Below are 16828 nucleotides of genomic sequence, written 5' to 3'. Positions count from 1 at the left end.
CACGGAACCCGGAAAAATGAGCGACAACTGTCTCTTCTGCAAGATCGCCGCTGGCGACATCCCGTCCAAGAAAGTCTACGAAGACGAGGACTTTGTTGCGTTCCACGACATCAATCCGGCCGCGCCGGTACATTTATTGCTGATCCCTCGACGTCATGTCACATCCATGCAGGATATTAAGGGGGAGGACGCAGAATGGTTGGGTAGAATGATGTCATTAGCGCCGCGGTTAGCCGCTGAAAACGGTTGCCGTCCGGGCCCTGATGGCGGGTTTCGCATCATGATCAATTCTGGCGTCGAAGGCGGCCAGGAAGTCCCGCATCTGCATTTCCACATCATCGGCGGTTCGCGACCCTGGAAAGGGCGCGTGGCCCCCAACGCGTAATTCGGAGAAACATCATGGGTAGTTTCAGCATATGGCATTGGTTGGTTGTCCTGGTCATCGTGGCGCTGATTTTCGGCACCAAGAAGCTGCGCAACATCGGCTCGGACCTGGGCGGCGCGGTCAAGGGCTTCAAGGAAGGCATGAAGGACGCCAACGGCGACAAGCCGGCCGAACCGATCGCGCAGCAGCGCGTCTCCGGCGACACCATCGACGTGCAGGCCAAGGAAAAATCCAACTCCTGAGCGCCTGCTCGGCTCCCGGGCCGTCCTGAAAAGGCCGGCCCTTATTGCATCCACTCCCGAGCGGCCGTCGAATGTTTGATGTCAGCTTCACTGAACTGATGGTGATCGGCGTCATCGCCCTGATCGTCATCGGCCCCGAACGCCTGCCCAAGGTTGCCCGCACCGTCGGCCACCTGCTCGGGCGCGCGCAGCGTTACGTCAATGACGTGAAATCCGATATCCAGCGCGAAATCGAGCTCGACGAACTGCGCAAGTTCAAGAGCGAAATGGAAGATGCCGCCCAGGGCGTGCAACAGTCGCTGAACGAAACCCAGGCCTCGCTGCAGGAACCCGTCCAGCAGTTCCGCGCCGAACTCGACGAGGTCGCGCGCGAAGCCAGCATCAAGGCCGAACCGGCCGCCGCCAGCGACACGCCTGCCGAGCCCGAGCGCAGCATCGCGCCGCCCCCCGGCCAGAACCACAGCCTGGACCTGGACCTGCCGCCGGCGGCCGTACCCGCCCCCGCCGCAACCCAACAACCCGCGCCCAGCGCGCCCAAGGCCGACGACGCCGCGCCCGCCGCCAAGCCCGTCGCGCCCTCCGGAACACCGACGTGACCCAGGACGCCACCCAAGAAGAGGGCCAGCAGGAGACTTTCATCTCCCACCTGGTCGAATTGCGCACTCGCCTGCTGCGCGCCGTTGGCGCCGTGGTCGTCGTGTTCATCGTGCTGTTCATCTACCCCGGCGCGTCGGCCATTTATGACGTGCTGGCCCAGCCCATGCTGGCTTCGCTGCCGGAAGGCACCCGCATGATCGCCACCGGCGTCATCACGCCGTTCATGGTGCCGGTCAAGGTCACGATGATGGCCGCGTTCATCGTGGCGCTACCCGTGGTGCTGTACCAGGCCTGGGCCTTCGTGGCGCCCGGCCTGTATCGGCACGAAAAGCGCCTGGCGCTGCCGCTCATCATTTCCAGCACCTTTCTGTTCATCGCGGGCATGGCATTCTGCTATTTCGTGGTGTTCCGCACGGTCTTCCACTTCATCGCCACCTTCGCGCCGCAGTCCATCACGCCGGCGCCGGACATCGAGGCCTACCTGAGCTTCGTCATGACGATGTTCATGGCCTTCGGCATCACCTTCGAAGTACCCGTGGCCGTGGTGCTGCTGGTGAAGATGGGCGTGGTCGAACTGTCCAAGCTGAAGGCCGCCCGCGGCTACGTGGTGGTGGGGGCCTTCATCATCGCCGCCGTGGTCACGCCGCCCGACGTGGTGAGCCAGTTCATGCTGGCCGTGCCGCTCTGCCTGCTGTACGAGGTCGGACTGATCTGCGCCCGCATGGTCACGCCAAAACCAGGAACGGAGAGCGAAGCCAGCTCGGATTCGCTGACCGAACGCCACTGATCTTCCTCTGGACGGTCCTGCCCACAAAGCAGGACCGTTTCACCTTGTGGGCGACACGCGGCAACTCTACATTGCCCTCATGTCACTCGCCCAAAGACTGCACACCCTGATGCGATGGCGCGGCATCAAAAGCCAGAACCAGCTGGCGCGCATTTCCGGCGTGCCGCAATCCTGCATCCATCGCATCCTCATGCGCGAAGACTGCTATTCGCCGTCTCGCGCCACCCTGCTGCGGCTGGCGCGCGCACTGGACACCAGCGTGCCCTGGCTGACCGATGGCGTGGGGCCGGGCGGGGATGCACCGCCTGGCAGCGTCGGCCCGCCGGAAGGCGCCCCGGACGGCTATTGCACGGAAATCTGGGCGCTGCTGCGCAATCAATCCGAAAGCACCAAGAAGGCCATCGTGTCGGCAGTGCGCCTGATGGCCAAAGACCCCGCCGCGACCTGACTTCCAGCCGCGCCCCGTGCGAAATCCCGGCCCGTTCCTAGCGCGGCTTGCCCGGGCGCGTACCCACCACCACGGCCAGCTCTGCCGGCTTGCCGCCGCGTAGTATGCCCAGCTTGGCGCTCTGGCCCGGCGGCAGCTGCGCAATCTCCGACAGCAGGCTGGTGGTGTCCGCCATGCGCTTGTCGTTGACCGACTGCACGATATCGCCCACCTTCAAGCCACCACGCGCGGCAGGTCCATCGCGCATCACGCCGGCGATGATCACGCCGCGGGTGTCGCGATCCAGCCCGAACGCCCGCGCCAGTTCCGGCGTCACGTCCTGCGGCTCCACGCCCAGCCAACCGCGCTTGACCCCGCCGGTCCTGACGATCTCGTCCATGACCTTGCGCGCGATCTCGATCGGGGTGGCAAAGCCTATGCCCATGGACCCGCCCGATTCGGAATAGATGGCGGTATTGATGCCGACCAGATTGCCCGCGGCGTCGACCAGCGCGCCGCCCGAATTGCCGGGGTTGATCGCAGCATCGGTCTGGATGAAGTTCTCGTAGGTGTTCAGGCCCAGCCCGTTGCGGCCCAGCGCCGACACGATGCCCAGCGTCGTGGTCTGCCCGACGCCGAACGGATTGCCGATAGCCAGCACCACGTCTCCCACCCGCAAGCCCCGGTCCGGCGCCAGCGTGGCCGCGGGCAAGGCGCGCAAGGTGGCCAGCTTCAGCACGGCCAGATCGGTGTCCGGATCCGCGCCCACCACCTTGGCGGCATCGCGACGGCCGTCCGCCAGCGCGACCTCGATCGCGTCCGCGGCCTGCACCACGTGGTAGTTGGTCAGCACATAGCCGTCCTGGTTCACGATCACGCCGGACCCCAGGCTGGTCGAGGCCTGGCGCCGTGTCACGCCGGGCACCTGGCCGAAGAACTGACGCAGCACCGGATCGTCGGGCAGCGGAATCAGCGGCACGTTCACGTGCTTGGTGGTGTATACGTTGACCACGGACGGCGCGGCGCGGGCCACGCCATCCGCATAGGACACCGTGGCCTGGGCACGTACCGCCGGCGGTGTGGCGGCCGCAGCTGCGGGCTGAGGCCCTGCCGCCGGCCCGGCCAGCCGCAGCAGGTCGGGCCGCAAGGTCGTCACCACGAATAGAATACCCAGGCAGACCGTGACGGCCTGAGCAAAGATCAGCCAATATCGGCGCATGATTCTGATAGGACTAGCTATGAGTAAAGTGGACTCCCACGTCCTGGCCAACTGGCTGGACGATACCCTGCAAGCGGCGCGCTTCAAGGACTATTGCCCCAACGGGCTGCAGGTGGAAGGCCGATCCGAAATCGCACACATTATCGCCGGAGTCACGGCCAGCGAAGCCCTGCTGCGCGTGGCGGTCGAACGCGGCGCCGATGCGGTGCTGGTACACCACGGCTGGATGTGGCGCAACGAGGACCGCCGCGTGATCGGCACGCGCCGCGCACGCATGGCCCTGGCCCTGAAAAACGACCTGAACCTGTACGCCTACCACCTGCCGCTGGACGCGCATCCCACGCTGGGCAACAACGCGCAGTTGGCGCGCGTGCTGGGCCTGACGCCCGCGCTGCGCGATGACGGCGCGCCGCAGACCTGTGGTCCCGACAACCTGGTCTGGCTGGGCGCCGCCGACGGCGTGGCGACGCTCGGCCAGTTGGGCGCGCGCGTGGCCGAGCGCCTGGGCCGCCAGCCGCTGGTGGTGGGCGATCCGGACCTGCCGCTGACGCGCGTGGCCTGGTGCACGGGCGGCGCGCAAGGCATGCTGGGCGACGCCGTGGACGCTGGCGCCAGCGCCTACATCACCGGCGAAGTCTCGGAATCCACGGTGCACCTTGCGCGCGAGACCGGCGTGGGCTTCATCGCCGCCGGCCACCACGCCACCGAACGCTATGGCGTGCAGGCGCTGGGGCAGGCGGTCGCGGAACGCTTTGGCATCAAGGTCGACTTCGTCGACATCGACAACCCGGCATAGCCGCCGCTACGCCCCGCCATCCGCCCCCGCAAGGGGGCGTTTTCGTTTCACGGCGGCGGCAGCCGCGCATACCGCCAGCGTCCGAATCGGCCGGACTTGCCTAGGGGAAAACCAGAGGGCGCGATCAAGGCGGCGGCTGTGCGTCGCATCTGGTCAATCGCGGTTCTCTCCCTGTCAATTCCGGGCGCAGTCCGCAGCCCTAGCATTCCATCCAATCGCCCGCGGCCGCGCCTTTTCCGGCTGGGCCTCCTACACACGGAGCCATGGAATGCTGACCCTCTACGACCACCCGCGCTCCGGCAACTGCTACAAGGTCCGCCTCTTTCTTGCGCTCATCGGCCGGAACTACCAAAGCGAATTCATCGACGTACTGGCCCGCAAGAACCAGACCGCGGAATTCGCAAGCGTCAGCGCCTTCCAGCAGATCCCCGCGCTGACCGATGGCGACACCGCCATCTGGGACAGCCACGCCATCCTGCTGCACCTGGCGCACCACTATGCCCCCGAATGGCTGGCGCCATTGGCGCGCATCGGCGCCATGCACGCCTGGATATCGGTATCCGCCAATGAAATCGCCAACAGCCTGCAGCCGCTGCGCTTGACGCGCGTGGTCAGCAACGCCGAAGCCGCGCACCACCTGGGCGTGAGCGAGGCGCTGCTCGACGTGCCCGGCATGCAAGCCCGCACGGACCGCGTGCTGCAACGCCTGGACAAGCGCCTTGCGGAAAACACATGGCTGGCAGGCGGCGATGCGCCGAGCGTGGCCGACATTGCCTGCTACGGCTACCTGGCGCTGGCCGAGGAGGCCGCGATCGACATGGCCGCCTATCCCGCCATCGCGGCATGGCGCAAACGCATACAGCAGTTGCCGGGATACGTGCCGCCGGGCCCCTGAGCCCGCGCGCGACCACAAACACAAAAACTATTACTACAAGACAAGAGGGAACCACATGGACGCCATACAGGCCGCGCAGCCTATTACCCAATCACACAAGAAACCGAACCTGTTCCGGGTCGCCGTCGCGACCGTCATCGGCACCGCCGTGGAAGCGTTCGACTTCCTCGCCTACGGCACCGCCGCGGCGTTGGTATTCAACAAGATATTCTTCCCGCAATTCGATCCGGTAACCGGCACGCTGGCGGCCTTCGGCGCGTTCGCCAGCGGCATGCTGGCGCGGCCCATCGGCGGCATCCTGTTCGGCCATTTCGGCGACCGCATCGGCCGCAAGTCCATGCTGACGCTGAGCCTGCTGCTGATGGGCATATGCACCGTGCTCATCGGACTGCTGCCGACCTATGAACAGATCGGCATCTCGGCGGCGGTGCTGCTGGTGGTGCTGCGCATCGGCCAGGGGCTGTCGTTCGGCGGCGAGATGGGCGGCGCCATGCTGATGGCGGTCGAGCACGCGCCACCGAAGTGGAAGGCGTTCTTCGGCAGCTTGCCGCTGGTGGGCGCGCCCCTGGGCATCCTGCTGTCGGTGGGTTCCTTCGCGCTGGTGACGCGGTTGCCGGAAGCGGATTTCCTGTCCTGGGGCTGGCGCCTGCCGTTCCTGGCCAGCGCCGTGCTCATCGTCGTCGGCCTGTTCATCCGCCACGGCATCGACGAGTCGCCGGAGTTCGAACAGGTCAAGCGCGAAAAGGCGCTGGCCAGGCAGCCCCTGGAAGACAAGATGCCCCTGGGCGAGCTGCTGCGCAAGCACGGCAAGTCGCTGCTGCTCTGCATAGGCTGCAAGATCGCCGAGGTCACCCTGATCTACACCTTCCTGGTGTTCTCCGTGTCCTATGCCGTTTCGAAGCTGGGCTTCAGCCGGGCCGACGCGTTGCACGCCTTGCTCTACGGCGCAGGCCTGCTGATGTTCACCATTCCGCTGTTCGGCGTGCTGGCCGACCGCATCGGCGCGCGCCGCGTCTGTGGCTGGGGCGGCATGTTCCTGGGGCTCATGGCCATCCCGATCTTTCTCGCGGTGGGCAGCGGCTCGCTGATGGCATACAGCCTCGCCGTTTTCGTCGCCATGGCCTTCAACTACGCGATCATGATCGCGCCCCAATCCAGCCTCTACAGCGCCCAGTTCCCTGCGGAGCTGCGCTATTCCGGGCTGTCCATCGGGGTTCAGTTCTCGGCGGCCATCGGCGGCGGCCTGGCGCCGCTGATCTCGGCCACGCTGGTCCAAAAGTTCGACAGCATTCTTCCCGTCGGCGTCTATCTGGCCTTCCTCGGCATCGTCGCCGGCACCTCGGCGTTTCTCATGAAGCCCACGCCGCAGGACTTGCGGCGCGGCTGACACGCCGCAACCAGCCACGAGCAGGCGGCACGGACCTATGCGCCGTCGCCGCTTCTGGCCGTCTTGCGGTACAGGGCGGGGGACATGCCGAAGCGTTCATGAAAACGGCGGATGAAATGGCTGGCATGCTGAAAGCCGCAAGACGCCGCAATCTCCTTGACCTCGACGTGTGCGCGCCGCGGATCCTCCAGCGCTTCCCTGGCCAGCTGCAGGCGGCGTTCGCGCACGTAGCTGGTGTATTGCAACGAGCGCATCTTGAACAGCCGGTGCACCCAGCGCGTGGTGACGCGCAGCACGTCCGCCACCGCCTGCACCGACAACTCCGGATCGGTGATGTGGGCATCGATGTAGCTGGCCAGCACCTGCCAGTTGTCGGCGGGCACGCGCGCATCGCCCGGTATCTTCTCCAAGGCCTGGCTGGTATAGATCGAAGCCAGCAGCGCAAGCAGCGCCTGCTCCGCAAAAAGCGACGAGGTGGGATTGGATTCCGCCTTGTCGAAGAATACGTGATGCAGGCAGCGATGCGCGGTCTGCACCATCGGCAAGGCGGCCACGCCGCGCTGCGCCGTGAACTGCGACATCGCCAGGCTGTGCGCGCCCAGCAACCGCGACAGCGGCCCCTTGACCACCACGATGCGCGAATCGGTGTACATGCGGATTTCGGAAGGCAGCGCGGTGGTGCGGAAGATGATGTCGCCGGGTTCCAGCGGCAGCGTGGCCTCGTTCTGCACGATGACGCCGTGCCCCGCGATCACGAAGCTCGCCAGGAACTCCGCATGCTCCAGGTCGGCCGCGTGCTCCGCGCGGTGGTGCACGCTGATCGGCGTGGATTCCAGGCTCACCACCAGCCCGCCCGCGCGCAGCCTACAGGCCTGCAATTGCAGCCTGGGCTGTTCGGTCAAGGCCCGGAACTCCCCTGGCAGGACCAGCTTGTCCAGCTCTCGCTCGTAGCCCGCGATCTCCTGCGCATAGAAGGGGCGGAACTGCGGCGCGAAGTTGAGATCCGCCTCGGAACAGGCGGGCCGGGCGGATGGATTCACTGTCTGGCTGGCGCGTGGCATGCTGGGAACACTCTGTCGGGCCGGCCAACACTGGCCGAAAAGCGCCTGCCTTCCTGTCGCATTGAGTCAACCCTCGTTCGTGATCGGTCAATCGCTGGCGGCAGAGGCGGGCGTGTAATTGAGCCATTATCCCAAGGAGACCCCATGCTGGAAAAACAAGCCCATGCCGACGCCTTCTTTGCGCGCTCCGCGAACAAGCTCGACTTCGGGAACTGGGGCGAGAAGGAAAAGGTGGCCCTGAGCTGCCGCATTCTCGCCAGCGAAGGCCATTCGGAAACCCTGGCGGGCCAGATCACCGTGCGCCAGGAAGACGGCACGTTCCTGACCACGCCCATGGCCCAGGCCTTCGACGAAATCGTCCCGGCCTCGGTCATCCGCATCAACGACAACATGGAGGTGCTCGACGGCCCGGGCACGCCCAACCCGGCCGTGCGCTTCCACTTCTGGGTCTATCGCCAGCGTCCCGACGTGCAATGCATCATCCACACGCACCCGCCCCACGTCTCGACGCTGTCCATGACGGGCCAGCCGCTGGTCGTCGCGCACATGGACGCAACGCCGTTCCACAACGACTGCGCCCACCTGAAGGAATGGCCTGGCCTGCCCATCGCCGACCAGGAAGGCGAGATCATTTCAGCGGCGCTGGGCGACAAGCGCTGCATCCTGCTGGCCAATCACGGTTTTCTGGCCGCGGGCTCCTGCGTCGAAGAAGCGCTGTACCTGTCGGTACTGATCGAACGCGCGGCCCGCAATCAGCTGCAGGCCGCGGCCGCATACGGCGAAGTGAAACCGGTGAATGACGCGCTGGCGGCCGAATCGCACGACTTTCTGTTGAAGCCCAGCATCGTGCGCGCGAGTTTCGCCATGTTTGCGCGGCGGGTCGAACGGCAAATGGCTGCGGAATAGGGCTATCGGGGGAGAGAACAAGCAGCGGATCGTTCAGCGGAGGCCGGCATGCGCCGGCGGGAACGTCCGCCTGCCGCGGCCCGCGATCCGCTGCTGCGCGGATCCCGGACCTGCGGCAGTGTCGGATCAGGGCTTCTTGAGCAGATCGCGGATTTCGCGCAGCAGCGCCACATCTTCGGGCGTCGCGGCCGGTGCGGCCGGCGCTTCCTCGGCCTTGGCGCGGGCCTTGTAGATGGCCTTGACCATCCAGAAGATCACGAAGGCCAGCAACACGAAGTTGATGATGATCGTGACGAAGTTGCCCCACGCAAAAACGTTGGCGCCAGCCTTGGTGAGGTCGGCGTAGGTCATGGGGCCGTTGTAGCCGGCCGGCATCGACAGAACCAGGAACTTGTTCGAAAAATCGACCGAGCCGCCGAGTATGAAGTTGACCAGCGGCATGACGATGTCTTTGACCAGCGAGTCGACGATCTTGCCGAACGCCGCGCCGATGATGACACCGACTGCCAGGTCCACTGCGTTGCCTTTGACAGCGAAATCTCGGAATTCTTTGACGAAACCAGTCGCTTTGCTCATAAAAGCACTCCCTTCGTGATACGCCCGTGAGTGGGCTGGCGCTATAATACGCGGTTGCTATGTTGTTACAAATTCCCGCGAAGCCGATGCCGCAGAAGTGATGCTACTCGTAGAGCGGGCGCATCAACAAGGATAGGAAGATGAGTCAGGATACGCTGGTGCACGATGATGACGGTGCGGTTGATCCCAACCTGCCACCTGATCCTTCGCGACGTTTCTGGGTTACCACCGCCTGTGCTGTGGGTGGCGTAGCAGGTGTCGCAACGGCAGTGCCGCTTGTGAGCACGTTTTCTCCCTCCGAAAAAGCCCGCGCGGCCGGAGCTCCCGTAGAAGTGGATATTGGCGACATTCCCGTCGGCACCATGAAGACGGTTGAATGGCGCGGAAAGCCGGTCTGGATCATCCACCGGTCTCCTGAACAACTCGCCGGTCTGAAGACCCAGGACGCCTTGCTGGCCGATCCTGACTCCAAACGCCCCGGCTTCACGCCCAAATACGCCGAAAACGAAGGCCGTTCGCGCAAGCCCGAGCTCTTCGTCTGCGTCGGCATCTGTACCCATCTGGGCTGCTCGCCTACCTCGCACTTCGAAACAGGCGGCGGCGGTGGTTTGGGCGCCGACTGGCAAGGCGGTTTCCTCTGTCCTTGCCACGGCTCCACGTTCGATCTGGCTGGCCGTGTCTACAAGAACAAGCCCGCGCCCGACAACCTCGAAGTCCCGCCGTACCAATATCTCACCGACACCCGCATCATCGTGGGCGTCGATGAAGACAACAAGGCCTGACGCTCGCGTCGCGCTTTTTTCCCGAATTACGTAAGTAAAACAAATACGCCACGTATTAGAGAAGGAGCCGTTACATGGCTGGCGAGAAAACCGTCGAGACGACAGGCCTGTTGGGCTGGCTGGACCGGCGCTTCCCGGTGACCTCCACCTGGAAAGCCCATCTGTCCGAGTACTACGCACCGAAGAATTTCAACTTCTGGTACTTCTTTGGCTCACTGGCCCTGCTGGTGCTGGTGCTGCAGATCGTGACCGGCATCTTCCTGGTCATGCACTACAAGCCGGACGCCGAACGCGCGTTCCAGTCCGTCGAATACATCATGCGCGAAGTCCCATGGGGCTGGCTGGTGCGCTACATGCACTCCACCGGCGCGTCGATGTTCTTCGTCGTCGTGTACCTGCACATGCTGCGCGGGCTGCTTTACGGTTCCTACCGCAAGCCGCGCGAACTGGTATGGATCTTCGGCGTCGCGATCTTCCTCTGTCTGATGGCGGAAGCCTTCTTCGGCTATCTGCTGCCCTGGGGCCAGATGTCCTATTGGGGCGCACAGGTGATCGTGAACCTGTTCGCGGCCATTCCCTTCATCGGTCCTGAGCTGTCCATCTGGATCCGCGGCGACTATGTCGTGTCGGACGCCACGCTGAACCGCTTCTTCGCCTTCCACGTCATCGCCATCCCGCTGGTGCTGGTGGGCCTGGTCGCGGCCCACCTGGTGGCGCTGCACGAAGTCGGCTCGAACAACCCGGACGGCATCGAGATCAAGCAAGGCCCGAAGGACAAGTACGGCCGCCCGAAGGACGGCATCCCGTTCCACCCGTTCTACTCCGTGCATGACCTGATGGGCGTGGCCGGCTTCCTGCTGGTATTCGCGTTCATCGTGTTCTTCGCGCCGGAAATGGGCGGCTACTTCCTCGAGTTCAACAACTTCATCCCTGCCGACTCGCTGAAGACGCCTCCGCACATCGCCCCGGTCTGGTACTTCACGCCGTTCTACTCGATGTTGCGCGCCACCACCGACGAGTTCACCTGGGTGCTGGCGGGCGCTTCCGTGCTGGGCGCCATCGCGCTGCTCGTCAAGAGCAACCTGAAGGGCTTCATGCGCATCGCCGTCCCTGGCATCCTGATCGTCGTGGCCGTGCTGCTGCGCGTGATCGACGCCAAGTTCTGGGGCGTGGTCGCCATGGGCGGCACGGTCGTCATCCTGTTCTTCCTGCCGTGGCTGGACCATTCCCCGGTCAAGTCGATCCGCTACCGCCCGACCTGGCACAAATGGATCTACGGCATCTTCATGGTCAACTTCCTGGTGCTCGGCTACATCGGTACGCAGCCGCCCAGTCCGCCGTTGAACATCACGTCGCAAATCGGCACGCTGCTGTACCTGGCATTCTTCTTCCTGATGCCGGTCTGGAGCCGCCTGGGCACTTTCAAGCAAGTGCCCGAGCGCGTCACGTTCCACGCCCACTGAGCCCACCAGATAACGGATTAACCATGATCAAGAAGCTGATTGGTGCCGTGGCCTTGATGCTCACGTGTACCGTTACCCTCGCCGCCGGCGGCGGCTACCCGCTGGACAAGGCCCCGTACCGCGTCAACGACATGTCGTCGCTGCAGAACGGAGCCAAGCTGTTCGTCAACTACTGCCTGAACTGTCATAGCGCATCCTCGATGCGCTACAACAAGCTCAAGGACATCGGGCTGACCGACCAGCAGATCAAGGAAAGCCTGCTGTTCACCGGCGAAAAGGTCGGCGACATGATGAACGTCGCCATGACCCCGAAGGATGCCAAGCAGTGGTTCGGCACGACGCCCCCGGACTTGTCCGTGATCGCGCGCGCCAAATCCGTGAACGCCGGCCCCTCGGGCGCCGACTACATCTACACCTACCTGCGCACCTTCTACCGCGACACGTCGCGCGCCACGGGCTGGAACAACCTGGTCTTCCCGGCCGTGGGCATGCCCCACGCCCTCTGGGAAGTGCAGGGTCCGCGCGAGCTCACGACCGTCGCCATGCACGAGGTAGAAACCAAGGGTGACGCCCCCAAAACCTGGGAACGCGTCACCACGGTGTACGATGCACAGGGTTTTTCCACGGTCAAGGCCGAACCGGTAGCCAACTACCACGGCCATGCCACCTTCGATGCCAAATTTAAGGCCGCCAACCCGGCCCAAGTCGCAACATACGACAACGACGTCGCCGACCTGACTGCGTTCATGTCCTGGATGGCCGAACCCGTCCAGACATTCCGCGTCCGTCTCGGCGTCGGTGTCATGTTGTTCCTGCTGCTGTTCTTCCTGGTTACCTGGCGCCTCAATGCCTCGTACTGGAAACACGTGCGCTAACCGCAACGCCCCGCCAGGTTTTTATCCGTCCCCGATTGCAATTAGGGACGGAATTGGCGGATAGGGCTGTACGCCTATCCCGCCTGGCAATTGGGGCCAGCGCCTGCTAGATTAAGGCGCTGGCCTTTCGTTTTTCAATAAAGGACTTACCGCCATGATGGTGCTCTATTCCGGAACCACGTGTCCGTTTTCGCAACGCTGCCGCTTCGTGTTGTTCGAGAAAGGCATGGATTTCGAGATCCGCGACATCGACCTGTACAACAAGCCCGAAGACATCTCGGTGATGAACCCGTACGGTCAAGTGCCCATTCTGGTCGAACGCGACCTGGTCCTGTACGAGTCGAACATCATCAACGAGTACATCGACGAGCGCTTCCCGCATCCCCAACTGATGCCCGCCGACCCGGTCATGCGCGCCCGCACCCGCCTGTTCCTCTACAACTTCGAGAAGGAACTGTTCGTTCACGTCTCGACGCTGGAAGACCGCAGCGCCAAGCCCGACGAAAAGAAGCTGGCCAACGCCCGCCAGAACATCCGCGACCGCCTGGCCCAGCTGGCCCCCATGCTGCTGAAGAACAAGTACATGCTGGGCGAGGAATTCTCCATGCTCGACGTGGCCGTGGCTCCGCTGCTGTGGCGCCTGGACCACTACGGCATCGAACTGCCCAAGAACGCGGCGCCGCTGCAAAAGTACGCCGAACGCATCTTCTCGCGTCCGGCCTACATCGAAGCGCTGACGCCTTCGGAAAAAGTGATGCGTCGCTAAGGCTGTTGCGTGATGGGTGAAACTTCGACCAAACCGTACCTGATCCGCGCGCTGCACGAATGGTGCACCGATAACGGCTACACGCCTTACATCACCGTGCAGGTCGACGAGCACACCATGGTGCCCGTCGCCCATGTGCGTGACGGCCAGATCACGCTGAACGTAGGCACGCTGGCCACCAACCGCCTGACGCTGGGCAACGAATTCATCGAATTCCAGGCCCGCTTCAGCGGCGTGACCGAAAACGTCTACGTTCCCGTGGGCGCCGTCAGCGCCATCTACGCGCGCGAAACCGGCGCCGGCATGGGCTTCGAAGTGCAGCCCTACGAACCGCCGGAAGCAGGCGCCCAGGGCGCGACGGCCCCCGCCGCGCCCGAAAGCTCCGACGCCGACGCTGCCCCTGGCGACGACGGCGGAGACGACGACGAACCCAAGCGTCCGCGCCTGACCATCGTCAAATAAGGCATCCACGCAAGGCCTGCATTTTTTTCATTACAATGCAGCCCTTCGCGTGCGCCTGGCACGCAGCGCCGGTGTAGCTCAGTTGGTAGAGCAGCTCACTTGTAATGAGAAGGTCGAGGGTTCGATTCCTTTCACCGGCACCAGATTCCAGATGCAGATCCGTCTAGAGACGATCTGAAAAACCCGCACCGGCTATGACGGCGCGGGTTTTTTATTGCCCGAATCCGGCCCTGAACGCCCGGCTCTGAACCCGCTCATGGCACTTGGTCCTATTAACGCGCCGCCGGACTCTGCAACCAGGCCTTTACGCGAAATCGCTGACTACAATCGCGCCAAGTTCCGCCCAGAAGGCACGGTTCCATGCATATCAATCATCTCCCCGGCGTGCGGCAAAAGCGCCTCTGGCAAAAGCGGTGGCCCAGGGAAGTCCTGTTCAACGGACCGCCCATCCTCGTTGCCGGAACCGCCGCAGTGAAGAGCTGGCGCGAACCGCTCTTGGAATCATGGATGTTCGGCCTGACGGCGGCTACTGGCGTCTGGCTGATTCTGGCTGCGCTGGTTCGCGTGGCTGTGGCACGCGCCGAAGACGACATGGACGGGCCGGACGTCGTCCACGAAGGTCTGGGTGCAGCGGTTTCCACAATGCACACCATGCTTGCCGAATGGTGCAACAAGCGCAAGTGCGGAGCCGACCTGCGCACCACCTTCCACCGTGTCGTTCCTCCCGTCCATGAACCGCGGGAAATCGAGCAGATCATCAACTACGCGGGCGCAGGCGGTGAGGGCGCAGGGCGGACCTTTCCCGTGCACACCGGCATCGCGGGCAGGGCCGTCCGCAGCAAAACACCGCTGGTCATGTCCAGCCAGCACCGAACGGAAGATCAACTCCGTGCGGAGCTGGTGCTTGAATGGGGTTATACGGCGACCCAAGCCCGCCGGCTTGGGCCGGGGCGCTATTCGGCAATGGCGGTGCCTGTCCTGGACCGTTCAGGCCAGCATCCCGTAGGCGTGATTTATATGGACTCGAGCGACCGTGCGCTTTTCGAACGCAACGATGTCGCGGAGATCGTAGGCGCCGACGCCAAAGCCATCAGCGACTTCGTCACCAAAAGGTATTGATATGACCACTGCCGCCAGCAAGAAACCTGAAGCCTTCTTCAAGGGATCCCGACTCATTTCCAGGCCGGGCGCGGTAATCCAGGTTCGGGAACTGATACTCACGGACTACGGGTTGCGCGCCATTACAAGTGGCAGCACGGGTATTCGGCAAGGAGCCATTGAAGACGCTGGCCCGCCGTCGGCACTGAAGGGAATGGTTCCCGCCTGACCCCGTTGGTACTGCCCCACCCGGACTGCGTTTTAGTACGGCAAATGCCCGCTGCATGCGCCCGCGCCTTGGTAAGACAGGCAAATGTTCGCCGCGTCGACCTTCCGCGCCCACCCCGTTTTGCATTCTTCCCATTTTTTGTGCATAATTCGCCCCCTCTACCTGTTCCCCGATAGCTCAGTCGGTAGAGCGACGGACTGTTAATCCGCAGGTCGCTGGTTCGAGCCCAGCTCGGGGAGCCAAAGAATGCAGTACTGAAGGGCCCGCAACTTGTTGCGGGCCTTTTGCATTTGAAAGCGGCTATCCGGCCCATTTGCCGGGCGGCGCGCGGCGTACGATGATGCGCATTCCATCATCACGGTTTTCCACGTCTCCATGCGTTCCGCGCGATCCCTGCCCGCCCTGGTTTCCCTGCGCGCTTTCGAAGCCGCCGCGCGGCGCATGAGCTTTTCGCTGGCCGCGCAGGAGCTCTTCGTGACGCAAAGCGCCGTCAGCCACCATATCCAGCGCCTGGAAGCCGAGTTGGGAGTGGCGTTGTTCGAACGGCGTACGCGCGCCGTGGCGTTGACTGCGGCAGGACAGGCCTACTACGAACGCGTGCACGCGGCTTTCGAACTGCTGCGCCAGGGCACCGACGAGCTCCGCGCGCCCGCAACGCCGCGCCAGACGCTGCGCGTCGGATTGCTGGCGTCTTTCGCCACGCGCTGGCTGGCACCGCGCCTGGCGGCGTTTGGCGCGGCCCATCCGGACATCGATCTGCAATTGCAGCCCGACATCGGTTTGGCTGACGTGGCCGGCGGAGAGGTCGACGTCGCCATCCGCTACGGCCGCGGTGTGTGGCCTGGCGTGCGCTCCCGGCTGATCATGGCGGAGCGGCTGTCGGTCGTCTGCGCGCCCGCGCTGATCGCGGGCAGGAAGCGCCCGCGCACGCCACAAGACCTGCTGCGCTTTCCGCTGCTGGCCTCGCATGCGCGCCATCCCTTCGAATGGGACGCGTGGGCGCGGCATCATGGCGTGGACCTGGGCGGCGTGCAACCCGTGCGCCTGCATGACTACAACATCGTCGTGGAGGCTGCGCTGGCCGGCCAAGGCATGGCGATGGGCCGCCACCGCCTGATCAGCGCCCAGCTCGCCAGCGGGGCGCTGGTGCATGCTCTGCCGGGTACTACGCTGGAGGCGCCGCGCATCGGCTGGTGGTTCGTGACGCCGCGTGGCGCGCTGGGCGAGGCCGCGCAACGCTTCCTTGATTGGCTGTTGCAGGAAGCGCAGGCGCAGGGCGATACGCATTAGTTTTGCTCATGTGTACTGCGCAAAAATTGATTGGTCAGGGTCGGCAGCGGCCGATAGCATGAGGCTTGCCCTTCTTTTCCCATTCAGGAGTCCCTCATGACCCGTTCTATCTCCGGCCGCGTCGCCGAACTTGGCCTGACCCTCGAAGCCGCTTCCGCGCCCGCCGCCAACTACGTGCCTTTCGTGCAGGAAGGCAATCTGCTGTACATCTCCGGCCAGATTTCCCGCAAGGACGGCAAGGCAGCCTATCTGGGACGCCTGGGCGACCAGATTTCGGATGCCGACGGCGTAGAGGCGGCGCGCTTGTCCGCGTTGGGCCTGCTGTCGCAGATCGCGGCCGCCACCGGCGACAAGCTGGACCGCGTGGCCCGCGTCGTGCGCCTGGGCGTGTTCGTGGCCAGCACGCCCGACTTCAACCGCCAAAGCGCCATCGCCAACGGCGCCTCGGACCTGATGGTCGAGGTCTTCGGCGATGCCGGCCGTCACGCGCGCAGCGCCGTCGGCGTGGCGTCCCTGCCGCAGGGCGTGGCAGTCGAAGTCGAAGCCGTCATCGCGCTCACGCAAGCCTGATCCCTGCCGGAGCCG

21 protein-coding genes and 2 tRNA genes are annotated in these 16828 nt (G+C 64.3%); 20 read left to right on the top strand and 3 right to left on the bottom strand.

The window, feature by feature from the left end; translation table 11 throughout:
• The first annotated feature begins 16 nt into the window (after positions 1 to 16).
• The 5 genes from AC6LKD_RS02370 (at position 17) to AC6LKD_RS02350 (ending at position 2459) form a co-directional block, all read left to right on the top strand.
• Entirely contained in the window at positions 17 to 385 is a 369-nt protein-coding gene (locus tag AC6LKD_RS02370) for a histidine triad nucleotide-binding protein (RefSeq protein WP_013390943.1), read from the top strand.
• A 14-nt stretch (positions 386 to 399) separates the two neighbouring features.
• Positions 400 to 627: a Sec-independent protein translocase subunit TatA gene (gene tatA / locus AC6LKD_RS02365; RefSeq protein WP_013390942.1), complete on the top strand. Its 228-nt coding sequence runs from the start codon at positions 400 to 402 to the stop codon at positions 625 to 627.
• 71 nt (positions 628 to 698) lie between these two features.
• On the top strand, positions 699 to 1223 hold the full coding sequence (gene tatB / locus AC6LKD_RS02360; RefSeq protein ID WP_424238489.1) for a Sec-independent protein translocase protein TatB: 525 nt from the start codon (positions 699 to 701) through the stop codon (positions 1221 to 1223).
• On the top strand, positions 1220 to 2011 hold the full coding sequence (gene tatC, locus AC6LKD_RS02355; protein WP_207473148.1) for a twin-arginine translocase subunit TatC: 792 nt from the start codon (positions 1220 to 1222) through the stop codon (positions 2009 to 2011). The genes tatB and tatC overlap by 4 nt, the downstream gene beginning before the upstream one ends.
• 79 nt (positions 2012 to 2090) lie before the next feature.
• Positions 2091 to 2459, top strand: a complete 369-nt coding sequence (locus AC6LKD_RS02350) for a helix-turn-helix domain-containing protein (RefSeq protein WP_041652065.1) — start codon at positions 2091 to 2093, stop codon at positions 2457 to 2459.
• Positions 2460 to 2496: 37 nt separating this feature from the next.
• Here AC6LKD_RS02350 and AC6LKD_RS02345 read toward each other — a convergent pair whose 3' ends face one another.
• The gene (locus tag AC6LKD_RS02345; RefSeq protein ID WP_498114946.1) at positions 2497 to 3657 is read right to left on the bottom strand and encodes a trypsin-like peptidase domain-containing protein; all 1161 of its coding nucleotides are present in this window, start codon (positions 3655 to 3657) and stop codon (positions 2497 to 2499) included.
• Between the two features lie 19 nt (positions 3658 to 3676).
• On the opposite strand from AC6LKD_RS02345, the gene AC6LKD_RS02340 reads away from it, so the two are divergent.
• The 3 genes from AC6LKD_RS02340 (at position 3677) to AC6LKD_RS02330 (ending at position 6735) form a co-directional block, all read left to right on the top strand.
• Positions 3677 to 4453 carry a Nif3-like dinuclear metal center hexameric protein gene (locus AC6LKD_RS02340; RefSeq protein ID WP_498114944.1) on the top strand — a complete coding sequence of 259 codons (777 nt, stop codon included), beginning with the start codon at positions 3677 to 3679 and terminating at the stop codon, positions 4451 to 4453.
• 268 nt (positions 4454 to 4721) lie between these two features.
• Positions 4722 to 5348 (top strand): glutathione S-transferase family protein, encoded by a 627-nt coding sequence (locus AC6LKD_RS02335; protein ID WP_498114943.1) that lies wholly within the window; start codon positions 4722 to 4724, stop codon positions 5346 to 5348.
• A gap of 55 nt (positions 5349 to 5403) precedes the next feature.
• Positions 5404 to 6735 (top strand): MFS transporter, encoded by a 1332-nt coding sequence (locus tag AC6LKD_RS02330; RefSeq protein WP_013390935.1) that lies wholly within the window; start codon positions 5404 to 5406, stop codon positions 6733 to 6735.
• 35 nt (positions 6736 to 6770) lie between these two features.
• Here the strand turns inward: AC6LKD_RS02330 and AC6LKD_RS02325 are convergent, their stop codons facing one another.
• On the bottom strand, positions 6771 to 7796 hold the full coding sequence (locus AC6LKD_RS02325) for an AraC family transcriptional regulator (protein WP_498114942.1): 1026 nt from the start codon (positions 7794 to 7796) through the stop codon (positions 6771 to 6773).
• A 144-nt stretch (positions 7797 to 7940) separates the two neighbouring features.
• Here AC6LKD_RS02325 and AC6LKD_RS02320 point away from each other — a divergent pair, with 144 nt between their 5' ends.
• Positions 7941 to 8702, top strand: coding sequence for an aldolase (locus AC6LKD_RS02320; protein ID WP_492275764.1), 762 nt, complete (start codon positions 7941 to 7943; stop codon positions 8700 to 8702).
• A 126-nt stretch (positions 8703 to 8828) separates the two neighbouring features.
• Here the strand turns inward: AC6LKD_RS02320 and mscL are convergent, their stop codons facing one another.
• The gene (gene mscL / locus AC6LKD_RS02315) at positions 8829 to 9278 is read right to left on the bottom strand and encodes a large conductance mechanosensitive channel protein MscL (RefSeq protein WP_013390932.1); all 450 of its coding nucleotides are present in this window, start codon (positions 9276 to 9278) and stop codon (positions 8829 to 8831) included.
• Positions 9279 to 9418: 140 nt separating this feature from the next.
• On the opposite strand from mscL, the gene petA reads away from it, so the two are divergent.
• The 11 genes from petA to AC6LKD_RS02260 all read left to right on the top strand — a co-directional run bounded on the left by petA (position 9419) and on the right by AC6LKD_RS02260 (position 16813).
• A complete protein-coding gene (gene petA / locus AC6LKD_RS02310) occupies positions 9419 to 10060 on the top strand; it encodes a ubiquinol-cytochrome c reductase iron-sulfur subunit (RefSeq protein WP_013390931.1) in 642 nt (213 codons plus the stop codon).
• Positions 10061 to 10134: 74 nt separating this feature from the next.
• Positions 10135 to 11523 carry a cytochrome b gene (locus AC6LKD_RS02305; RefSeq protein WP_013390930.1) on the top strand — a complete coding sequence of 463 codons (1389 nt, stop codon included), beginning with the start codon at positions 10135 to 10137 and terminating at the stop codon, positions 11521 to 11523.
• A gap of 23 nt (positions 11524 to 11546) precedes the next feature.
• Positions 11547 to 12398 carry a cytochrome c1 gene (locus AC6LKD_RS02300; protein WP_498114941.1) on the top strand — a complete coding sequence of 284 codons (852 nt, stop codon included), beginning with the start codon at positions 11547 to 11549 and terminating at the stop codon, positions 12396 to 12398.
• A 154-nt stretch (positions 12399 to 12552) separates the two neighbouring features.
• A complete protein-coding gene (locus AC6LKD_RS02295) occupies positions 12553 to 13164 on the top strand; it encodes a glutathione S-transferase N-terminal domain-containing protein (RefSeq protein ID WP_006388039.1) in 612 nt (203 codons plus the stop codon).
• Positions 13165 to 13176: 12 nt separating this feature from the next.
• Positions 13177 to 13626: a ClpXP protease specificity-enhancing factor gene (locus AC6LKD_RS02290; protein WP_498114940.1), complete on the top strand. Its 450-nt coding sequence runs from the start codon at positions 13177 to 13179 to the stop codon at positions 13624 to 13626.
• A gap of 67 nt (positions 13627 to 13693) precedes the next feature.
• Positions 13694 to 13769 (top strand) — tRNA-Thr (locus tag AC6LKD_RS02285).
• A gap of 217 nt (positions 13770 to 13986) precedes the next feature.
• A complete protein-coding gene (locus AC6LKD_RS02280) occupies positions 13987 to 14745 on the top strand; it encodes a GAF domain-containing protein (protein ID WP_498114939.1) in 759 nt (252 codons plus the stop codon).
• Position 14746: 1 nt separating this feature from the next.
• Positions 14747 to 14953: a hypothetical protein gene (locus AC6LKD_RS02275; protein ID WP_013390926.1), complete on the top strand. Its 207-nt coding sequence runs from the start codon at positions 14747 to 14749 to the stop codon at positions 14951 to 14953.
• 166 nt (positions 14954 to 15119) lie between these two features.
• A tRNA-Asn gene (locus AC6LKD_RS02270) sits at positions 15120 to 15195 on the top strand.
• Between the two features lie 133 nt (positions 15196 to 15328).
• Positions 15329 to 16243: a transcriptional regulator GcvA gene (gcvA, locus tag AC6LKD_RS02265; protein ID WP_498114938.1), complete on the top strand. Its 915-nt coding sequence runs from the start codon at positions 15329 to 15331 to the stop codon at positions 16241 to 16243.
• A 96-nt stretch (positions 16244 to 16339) separates the two neighbouring features.
• Positions 16340 to 16813 carry a RidA family protein gene (locus AC6LKD_RS02260; protein WP_013390924.1) on the top strand — a complete coding sequence of 158 codons (474 nt, stop codon included), beginning with the start codon at positions 16340 to 16342 and terminating at the stop codon, positions 16811 to 16813.
• Positions 16814 to 16828 lie beyond the last annotated feature (15 nt).

The sequence above is a fragment of the Achromobacter sp. D7-1 genome (genome assembly GCF_059760445.1).
This window is presented reverse-complemented; position numbering and strand designations above follow the sequence as displayed.

What these genes read in the sequence shown, in the direction of transcription:
- AC6LKD_RS02370 (WP_013390943.1), top strand. Translation starts at nt 17, where the DNA reads ATGAGCGACAACTGTCTCTTCTGCAAGATCGCCGCTGGCGACATCCCG.
- tatA (WP_013390942.1), top strand. Translation starts at nt 400, where the DNA reads ATGGGTAGTTTCAGCATATGGCATTGGTTGGTTGTCCTGGTCATCGTG.
- tatB (WP_424238489.1), top strand. Translation starts at nt 699, where the DNA reads ATGTTTGATGTCAGCTTCACTGAACTGATGGTGATCGGCGTCATCGCC.
- AC6LKD_RS02350 (WP_041652065.1), top strand. Translation starts at nt 2,091, where the DNA reads ATGTCACTCGCCCAAAGACTGCACACCCTGATGCGATGGCGCGGCATC.
- AC6LKD_RS02345 (WP_498114946.1), bottom strand. Translation starts at nt 3,657, where the DNA reads ATGCGCCGATATTGGCTGATCTTTGCTCAGGCCGTCACGGTCTGCCTG.
- AC6LKD_RS02340 (WP_498114944.1), top strand. Translation starts at nt 3,677, where the DNA reads ATGAGTAAAGTGGACTCCCACGTCCTGGCCAACTGGCTGGACGATACC.
- AC6LKD_RS02335 (WP_498114943.1), top strand. Translation starts at nt 4,722, where the DNA reads ATGCTGACCCTCTACGACCACCCGCGCTCCGGCAACTGCTACAAGGTC.
- AC6LKD_RS02330 (WP_013390935.1), top strand. Translation starts at nt 5,404, where the DNA reads ATGGACGCCATACAGGCCGCGCAGCCTATTACCCAATCACACAAGAAA.
- AC6LKD_RS02325 (WP_498114942.1), bottom strand. Translation starts at nt 7,796, where the DNA reads ATGCCACGCGCCAGCCAGACAGTGAATCCATCCGCCCGGCCCGCCTGT.
- AC6LKD_RS02320 (WP_492275764.1), top strand. Translation starts at nt 7,941, where the DNA reads ATGCTGGAAAAACAAGCCCATGCCGACGCCTTCTTTGCGCGCTCCGCG.
- mscL (WP_013390932.1), bottom strand. Translation starts at nt 9,278, where the DNA reads ATGAGCAAAGCGACTGGTTTCGTCAAAGAATTCCGAGATTTCGCTGTC.
- petA (WP_013390931.1), top strand. Translation starts at nt 9,419, where the DNA reads ATGAGTCAGGATACGCTGGTGCACGATGATGACGGTGCGGTTGATCCC.
- AC6LKD_RS02305 (WP_013390930.1), top strand. Translation starts at nt 10,135, where the DNA reads ATGGCTGGCGAGAAAACCGTCGAGACGACAGGCCTGTTGGGCTGGCTG.
- AC6LKD_RS02300 (WP_498114941.1), top strand. Translation starts at nt 11,547, where the DNA reads ATGATCAAGAAGCTGATTGGTGCCGTGGCCTTGATGCTCACGTGTACC.
- AC6LKD_RS02295 (WP_006388039.1), top strand. Translation starts at nt 12,553, where the DNA reads ATGATGGTGCTCTATTCCGGAACCACGTGTCCGTTTTCGCAACGCTGC.
- AC6LKD_RS02290 (WP_498114940.1), top strand. Translation starts at nt 13,177, where the DNA reads ATGGGTGAAACTTCGACCAAACCGTACCTGATCCGCGCGCTGCACGAA.
- AC6LKD_RS02280 (WP_498114939.1), top strand. Translation starts at nt 13,987, where the DNA reads ATGCATATCAATCATCTCCCCGGCGTGCGGCAAAAGCGCCTCTGGCAA.
- AC6LKD_RS02275 (WP_013390926.1), top strand. Translation starts at nt 14,747, where the DNA reads ATGACCACTGCCGCCAGCAAGAAACCTGAAGCCTTCTTCAAGGGATCC.
- gcvA (WP_498114938.1), top strand. Translation starts at nt 15,329, where the DNA reads ATGCGTTCCGCGCGATCCCTGCCCGCCCTGGTTTCCCTGCGCGCTTTC.
- AC6LKD_RS02260 (WP_013390924.1), top strand. Translation starts at nt 16,340, where the DNA reads ATGACCCGTTCTATCTCCGGCCGCGTCGCCGAACTTGGCCTGACCCTC.